Source organism: Holdemanella porci (assembly GCF_009696075.1).
GTDB classification, from domain to species: Bacteria; Bacillota_I; Bacilli_A; order Erysipelotrichales; family Erysipelotrichaceae; genus Holdemanella; species Holdemanella porci.
On sequence record NZ_VUMR01000074.1, the window covers coordinates 1 to 8,043 of the forward strand.

General features: G+C 35.9%; 7 protein-coding genes and 1 pseudogene. 2 read left to right on the forward strand and 6 right to left on the reverse strand.

The features are described 5' to 3' along the window. Positions 1 to 96: 96 nt before the first annotated feature. The 5 genes from FYJ55_RS09815 to parE form a co-directional block, all read right to left on the reverse strand. A complete protein-coding gene (locus tag FYJ55_RS09815; protein WP_195836722.1) occupies positions 97 to 705 on the reverse strand; it encodes a PleD family two-component system response regulator in 609 nt (202 codons plus the stop codon). Positions 706 to 813: 108 nt separating this feature from the next. Continuing rightward, positions 814 to 1,026, reverse strand: a complete 213-nt coding sequence (locus FYJ55_RS09820) for a YneF family protein (RefSeq protein WP_154556670.1) — start codon at positions 1,024 to 1,026, stop codon at positions 814 to 816. A 20-nt stretch (positions 1,027 to 1,046) separates the two neighbouring features. Next, positions 1,047 to 1,940, reverse strand: coding sequence for a DMT family transporter (locus FYJ55_RS09825; RefSeq protein ID WP_154556671.1), 894 nt, complete (start codon positions 1,938 to 1,940; stop codon positions 1,047 to 1,049). Further along, positions 1,937 to 4,420 (reverse strand): DNA topoisomerase IV subunit A, encoded by a 2,484-nt coding sequence (gene parC / locus FYJ55_RS09830; RefSeq protein WP_326831867.1) that lies wholly within the window; start codon positions 4,418 to 4,420, stop codon positions 1,937 to 1,939. Before parC ends, FYJ55_RS09825 begins: the two co-directional genes overlap by 4 nt. Then, positions 4,417 to 6,342, reverse strand: a complete 1,926-nt coding sequence (gene parE / locus FYJ55_RS09835; RefSeq protein ID WP_154556672.1) for a DNA topoisomerase IV subunit B — start codon at positions 6,340 to 6,342, stop codon at positions 4,417 to 4,419. Before parE ends, parC begins: the two co-directional genes overlap by 4 nt. Before the next feature lie 326 nt (positions 6,343 to 6,668). Between parE and plsY the strand changes: the two genes are divergently transcribed. Together plsY and FYJ55_RS09845 are read left to right on the forward strand one after the other, a co-directional pair. Beyond that, positions 6,669 to 7,283 carry a glycerol-3-phosphate 1-O-acyltransferase PlsY gene (gene plsY / locus FYJ55_RS09840; protein ID WP_154556673.1) on the forward strand — a complete coding sequence of 205 codons (615 nt, stop codon included), beginning with the start codon at positions 6,669 to 6,671 and terminating at the stop codon, positions 7,281 to 7,283. Between the two features lie 65 nt (positions 7,284 to 7,348). After that, the gene (locus FYJ55_RS09845; RefSeq protein WP_195836723.1) at positions 7,349 to 7,759 is read left to right on the forward strand and encodes a competence protein ComK; all 411 of its coding nucleotides are present in this window, start codon (positions 7,349 to 7,351) and stop codon (positions 7,757 to 7,759) included. A gap of 123 nt (positions 7,760 to 7,882) precedes the next feature. Here FYJ55_RS09845 and FYJ55_RS09850 read toward each other — a convergent pair. Then, a pseudogene (locus tag FYJ55_RS09850) lies at positions 7,883 to 8,043 on the reverse strand (IS200/IS605 family transposase); the annotation flags it as partial.

Here is an 8,043-nt window from a genome sequence, read left to right on the forward strand (position 1 = left end):
GTTTAAATATTTTGAAGTTCTTGTCATAAGTGTAGTCTCTCTTTCGTTTACACCTATACAATAAATCTTAAATAGACATCATTAATGTCAGTTATATTAACAAATCACCAATGTATCTGTTAAGCCTATATCTTTATAGTATTGAGATAAGATATTTAATCCTTCTTCTCCATTTACAGCTTCAAGTACATCATAATCATCTTCTAAAGTTACCTTTAAAATTTCCCGGTTGATTTCATTATCTTCGACAATCAATACTTTTCTTTTAACCACATTACTAGGCAATGAATTATTAAACATATCAATAGTGTTTCTACGAATATCCAAATCTTCATTCGCAAAACCAATGATGATTTGCCTTAATCGACCATCTTCCATTACACGCCCAAAGTGTGAGTACATAAAATGAACTTCCGAATTATTTTTAGATTGGTAATGAACATTAAAATGCTCCGTTTTTTCTAACCTAGAAAATAAAGAGTTAAATGAAAGAGCCATTCGTAACATGTCACGATTCTTGTCGTAAACACGATCATCAATATATTGATTCATCGCATCGTTATAACTCGTACATGACGAGAAACCAGGTAACTCCAATGTTTCCTTAAAAGTATGAATTTGTTGATCTTCACAATCCACAATATAGATGTTTTTAAATTCATCGCCTAGTATTTGATAGATGCGACTGGAATCAAAATCTTTCATAAAAACCTCTTCTAAAACAATAACTTATTTATTACTATTATATAACCAAAACTTTCATTACGCAAACAACCTAGGAAAAGAAAAAAAGTGTCATAAGACACTTTATCATTATTTACGGTTTGCGTTTACCGATTTCATGATTTGACGAATCTGTGCTTCACTAGGTTTACGTCCCATTTGTAAGAACATTGCACGAATCATCTTTTCATTAATTGGTGGATTTTCTTTAATTTCTTTTTCAAACTTCTTACGAGTGAAGTAGAAAGTAACCAAGCCACCAATGATGGCTCCCACTATCGTATATAAAATTGATGAAACCATGTTTTAGTCAACCTCACTATCTACTCATCTATTCTACTATCTTTTTGGGATTTTGACAATATGAATTGACCACTATATTCCGTTAAAATAATGGAAACAAAGATCAAAAGTCCCCCTAAAACCATAATTGGACTTTTCTCTTCATGCAACAATAAGAATCCAAATACATTCGCAAATAAGGATTCTGTACATAAAAGAACACTCGCACTCGATGCATCTGTATATTTTTGTGCCAAAGTCTGAAGTTGAAATGCCAAGAACGTTGCCACTACGATCATATAAGCACAACTCATATACGCATGTGCAGTGATTGTTTGTGGTATCGTTTCTAAACTTAAGGCCAGTGGAATCGAAAGGATAGCCGCAACACTCATTTGTACAGCATTGATCGCAATTGAATTCAAATTTTCTGTCGCATACTCTAGAGATATGATGTGACACGCAAAGATGAAGGCACATGCTAAAGATAAACTATCGCCAAAACTAAATGAGAAATACCCTTTAGATAAGCTTAGGCAGGCAATTCCTGCAAGACAAACAACACTTGCCGCAAGTTGACGATTGCTCGGTTTCTTTTTCCATAACAGCCATACAATATAGGGTACAAGAACGACGTTGACAGCTGTTAAAAAGGCATTTTGACCTGTATTCGTTAAGAATAAGCCGAAGGTTTGAAACGCAAAAGCTAAGTACATTAAAACACCTGAAATACTTCCACGAAATAAGGCTTCCCTTGAAATCTTTACACGACTGACTAAACATACAATAATACTAACGATGCTAGCGCCAAGAAAGCGAATCATTAAAACAGTAAAAGGATCAAATGTCCGCAAAGCTGCATCGGTCGCAATAAACCCGCCACCCCAAATGGCCGCAACCAAAAGGCATACTAAATTAGCTTGTTGTTTACTCATGCTTTTTCCTCATCAAATAAAGATGGTTGTTCAAAATCATCTTGTTTGATCCAAGAACCATCCGTAACATTTTCAAGTGGTGAGACCCACTCAAACTTGTCTACTTTGCCTAGTGGTGAAGAGAATGTAGCTTGGGCATTCATCAAACTGATTTCTTTTGCCTCAAAACGCATAATATCTTCTGTATAAATTTCAAATGGTGTTTTTAAATCGACCATATGTACATTTAATATAACATTCGGATTGGACTTCACTAACTTACAAATACGATTTCCTTTCGCCGGACGATTTAATGGCGCAATCTCCGTTTGTTTCATACGCTTTAAAGAAAGGGTTGTCGTAGAAACTAAGACTTGTTCCTCACGATTTTGACTGACACAAATAGAAGCTACGCAATCATCCTTTGATAGATTCATCGCCTTCACACCTTTGGATTTATTTGAAACCAACGGAATTTGTTCAACTGGATACATCAAGCCATAGCCTTGTTCACTTACTAGAATGACTTGATCATCTGGTTTATAAGATAAAGATACACTAATCATTTCGTCCATAGCCCCAATCTTCATACAAGCCATTGTTTTATTAGAACGTGAAACTTCAAATTCTTTTAATTCGGTACGCTTGATCATACCATGACGACTTGCACTTATGACATGAACTCCTGTTTTAAAGGAATCCAATACATAGGCTGCGATAATTTTTTCACTTGAATCCATCTTAATATAATTTGAGATATGACCACCCAAATCTTTCCATTTTGCCTCTTCTATCTGGTAAACCGGAATATATCCATATGTACCACGGTTTGTGAAGAAAACTAATGTCTGTAATGTATGACTCGCTCCGTAACACACTAATGAATCTGTATCTTTTCGTTGTGTCATGGATTCACTAGAAGCATTATAGCTTCTCATAGATACACGCTTGATATAGCCATCACGCGTAATTGTGATCATACATTCTTCTTTGGAGATCATAGCCTTTTCATCAATTACGATTTCTTTCACTTCATGTACAATATCCGAAAGACGAGGTGTATTAAATTCTTCATTCACCTTTTCTAATTCTTCCACCATGACTTTATGAAGTTCATTCTTATCTGAAATGATTTTTTCTAATTCGGCAATATCACATTGTAGTTGTTTAAATTCTGCCTTTAATTCTTTAACATCTGTATTTGTTAAACGATATAAGCGCATTACGACAATGGCTTCTGCTTGTTTTTCTGTAAAGTCAAAACGTTCAATCAAATTCTTTTTGGCATGGGCCTTATCTTTTGATTTACGAATGATACGAATGATCTCATCCATTACACTTACAGCTTTGATCAAGCCTTCTAATATGTGTGCACGATCTTTTTTAGAGGCTAAATCATATTTACTTCTACGAATCACTACATCTTCTCTGTGGTTGATAAAGGCATCTAACATCATGGCTAATGACATTTGTACGGGTGCCTTGTTCACAATCGCAATGACGTTGTAATTGTATGATATTTGAAGATCTGTATTTTTATATAAATAGTTTAAGATCTGTTCATCATTACTATCTTTTTTAAGATCCACGACAATTCTTAATCCCGTACGATCACTTTCGTCACGCACATCTAAAATGCCATCGATTTTTTTGTTTAAACGAATCTCATCAATTTTCTTTACCAAGTTCGACTTGATTACTTCATAAGGAATCTCATGAATCACAATTTGCTTAATTGTACGTGTTGGTACAATTTCCACTTTCGAACGAATTAAAATACGTCCACGACCTGTTTGAAAGGCTTGTTTGATTCCGTCAAGTCCCATCACGATGCCGCCTGTAGGAAAGTCAGGGCCTTTCACAAACTGCATCAATTCTTCTAATGAACAATCGGGGTGTGAAATACGATAAATACTTGCTTGAACCACCTCATTTAAATTGTGAGGTGGAATATTTGTAGCATATCCAGCTGCAATACCTGTAATACCATTGACTAATAAGTTAGGAAAGCGAGCAGGAAGTACAGTGGGTTCCATCTTTTCATCGGAAAAGTTGGGTGCCCATTCCACTGTATCTTTATCAATGTCCTGCAACAAGAAATCACTGATTTTGGCTAAACGCGCTTCTGTATAACGCATCGCAGCTGCCGGATCGTCATCGATAGATCCATTGTTTCCTTGCATGTCAATTAAAGGATTAGTAATCTTCCAATTTTGTGACATACGAACCATCGCATCATATACAGAGCTATCCCCATGAGGGTGATAGTTACCAATGACGTTACCGACTGTTTTTGCGGATTTATGATATGGCTTGTTGTAAGTATTCCCATCTTCATACATCGCATATAAAATACGTCTTTGTACTGGCTTTAAGCCATCTCTTGCATCTGGTAAAGCACGCTCTTGAATAATATATTTAGAATATCTGGCGAAACGATCGGCCATGATATCTTCTAAAGAATTCTTTAAAACATTATGTTTTACTTCTTTTTCTTTCACGCATTTACCTCCTTATAATCATCTTCTAGAGTAAATACAACATTGTCTTCGATCCAGTTACGGCGAAGCTCTGCCTTATCTCCCATTAACTCAGTCACTCTTTTTTCAGCCATCATCGCATTTTCAATGGTCACACAAAGTAAAGTTCTTGATTCAGGATTCATTGTGGTGTCCCAAAGCTGAGTGGCATTCATTTCACCAAGACCTTTATATCGTGTAATGGTGTAACCATTTTTTAATTCGGCTTTTTTCTCATCTAATTCTTCATTTGTATATAAATAGTATTCTTTACCCGCCTTGGCAATCCGATATAGTGGTGGCAAGGCAATATACAACATTTCATGCGTAATTAAATCACGCATATAACGATAGAAGAATGTCAATAATAAGTTTTGAATGTGAGCTCCATCATCATCGGCATCGGTCATGATAATGACTTTATAGTAGTTTGAATCTTCAACTGTAAAATTTGCACCTACACCAGCACCTAAGGCATGAATAATGGTATTTAATTCTTCATTCTTTTCGATAGCTTCAAGACTTGCCTTTTCTGTATTCAATACTTTACCACGCAAAGGAAGAATCGCTTGGTATTTTGAATCACGCCCCTGTTTTGCAGAACCACCCGCAGAATCCCCTTCGACTAGATATAATTCTTTTCTTCTGGCATCCTTACTTTGAGCCGATGCCAACTTTCCAGATAACACTCTTTCCGAACGGTTCTTTCCTTTTCCATTACGAATATCGGCACGCGCTTTTCTTGCGGCATTACGAGCTTGAGCTGCCTTGATGATCTTACGTACTAGAGCATTGGCAACCTCTTTATTTTCTTCCAAGAAGTAACGAAGGTTTTCCGATACCACCGTTTCTGTTGCTGGCTTAGCTTCTGGTGTGCCTAACTTTTCTTTGGTCTGCCCTTCAAATTGTAGATAATCTTCTGGAATTGTCAGATTGATAACTAATGTCAAACCTTCTCTGACATCATTCCCATCAAATCCTTTATCTTTTTCTTTTAAGAAACCATTCTTACGAGCATATTCATTAAAGACTTTCGTAAAAGCTTGTTTCGCCCCTGTTTCATGAGATCCTCCATCACGCGTGCGAACCATGTTTGTGAATGAGAAAATGTTCTCTTGATATTCATCTGTATATTGGAAACATCCTTCTACAATGATCTGGTTACTTTCACCTCTAAAACTAATTGGATCATGCATTGGCGTATGATCTTGATTCACTTCTTCAATAAAGGCTTTTAATCCATCTTCATATTGGTAAACGACTTCTCTTTCTTCTTTTCGCTTATCGCGTACAATCATTTTTAACCCTTTTAATAAGAAAGCATCTTCTTGGGCTCTTTCACAAATGGTTGAATATGAAAAGTGAAGCGATTTAAAAATAGACGGATCCGGTTTAAAGGAAACAATACTTCCGGTATGATTGGTTTTTCCTACTTTTTCAAGTTTTCCAATCTTACTTCCCCCATCTTCAAATGTCATACTCCATACATCTTTTCCATCATGTACCATAACTTTACACCATGTACAAAGAGCATTCACAACACTTGCACCTACACCATGCAATCCTCCAGCACTTGTATAGCCTCCATGACTTGTAAATTTACCACCAGCATGCAGAATGGTAAAAATAACTTGAAGTGTACTCACCCCTGATTTATGTTTTCCAACAGGCATTCCACGCCCGTGGTCTTCTACTGTAACACTGCCATCTTTTTCTAGTGTAATTGTGATTTCATCGCCATAGCCATTTAAAGCTTCATCAATCGCATTATCGACAATTTCCCATACTAGATGATGCAAACCCTTTGAATCGGTAGATCCAATATACATTCCTGGACGCTTTCTTACGGCATCCAAACCTTCTAAAATAACGATACTACTTTCATCATATTGTTGTTTTGGCATACTATCCCTACTTTCCAACGTAATTTTTATTATATCAACAAATCAAAAAAAGTGCACATAAATTCCGTCAAATCCATCTCATTATACACGCTATATAGACACTATACATGTACATTTCGGGTGCTTTACATACCTCATACTTAAACCATTTCAAGAGTTCCCATCACACTTTCTTGATTGTACCTAAATTCATTAAGTTGAGTTTCAATGCTCATTTTTGAATATATATTTTAAATCCACACTATTTATGTCAAATTATTAATTTTTCCATACAATTCTCGACTAAGTGGATCAAAACTGCTAAAATGAATTTTGAGGTGGAAGAGATGAAAACTATTTTATGTATTTTATTAGGTTACTTATTAGGATCTTTACCCTTCGCATTGATCATTGGTAAAGTTTTCTATCATACAGACATTCGCCAATATGGCTCAGGAAATCTAGGTGGAACGAACGCAGGAAGAGTTCTTGGAAAGAAAGTGGGAATTTCTGTCATTGTGTTTGATGTATTAAAAGTTGTTCTTGCGATTGCGATCGCAACCCAAGTATCGAAAGTTGCCGGTATCTGGACAGGACTAGCCTGCTGCATCGGACATTGTTATCCAGTCTTCGCAAAATTCCATGGTGGAAAAGCTGTTAGTACAATGTTTGGCTTCTTATTCTCTACAAGCATTTTCTTATTTCAAGACGCAAGTTACTTACTTGTACCATTTGGCATGTTTCTAGTTGTCCTATATCTATTTAAATATGTATCTTTGGCAAGTATGTGTGCAGCCATCGCAAGCAGCTTATACATTACGGCATTGATGCTAGGATTCAACGTAGAAAGTATTTCAGTTATTGTCGCAAGCTGGCTAATGACAGTTCTTGTGATTTACAGACATCGAACAAACATTGAAAAAATCAAAAAGGGTACAGAAAATACAATTTCATGGTTATAGAAAGTTTTTTAAGAAACTTTCTTTTTTTTATGTCTTTTTCACATTGGAATCGTATCATAGTATGTATGAACTATTTATACTACGAATACAAATCCAGTACTGTTTGCACTGTTAAAGAAGATGAAAAGCTATACTACAAGAGTTTAAGCACGCAAAATTATCTAAACGAAAAATGCTTATTAAACGGATCCACCCTTAAAGGAAGACAAGAAGCCTTTGTCTATCAAATGAAAGTAAAAAAATATATTCCTGTTGTTGTATCCATTTCAAGAAAGGAGATCTACTTTCCCAACAAATCGAAAAAAGCACATGACTGTATCTGGATCAATTATGCCAATATTAAAGATGTCACTTACTTTGAATCCACTTGCACAATCACATTTCATGATGGCTCCAAACTCGATTGTGAGCATCCCAAACGAATCCAACAAACGCTAAAACAAATTTTTCGCTACCTAAATAAAAACCACGTCTAAAAGGCGTGGTTTTCTCTGCGGCTATAAGCCTTTACTACCAGCTCGCGTCTCAAGGCGCTGCTTTCACTTCGTTCAAGCTATCGCTTTTGACTCTCGCCAGCCCTCAAAGGGCTTTATTTTTTACTATTTCTTTCTCTTTACTTTTTCTTGTTTATACGCCTGTTGCTCTGCTTCTGAGAATGGATTTGCGTACTCTTTTACACTCATTTTATCCATTGCTATATCGTGCATTTCCTGCTCTCGAATATATTTTGCAACTGTCGCATCATTCAATCCTACAGTAC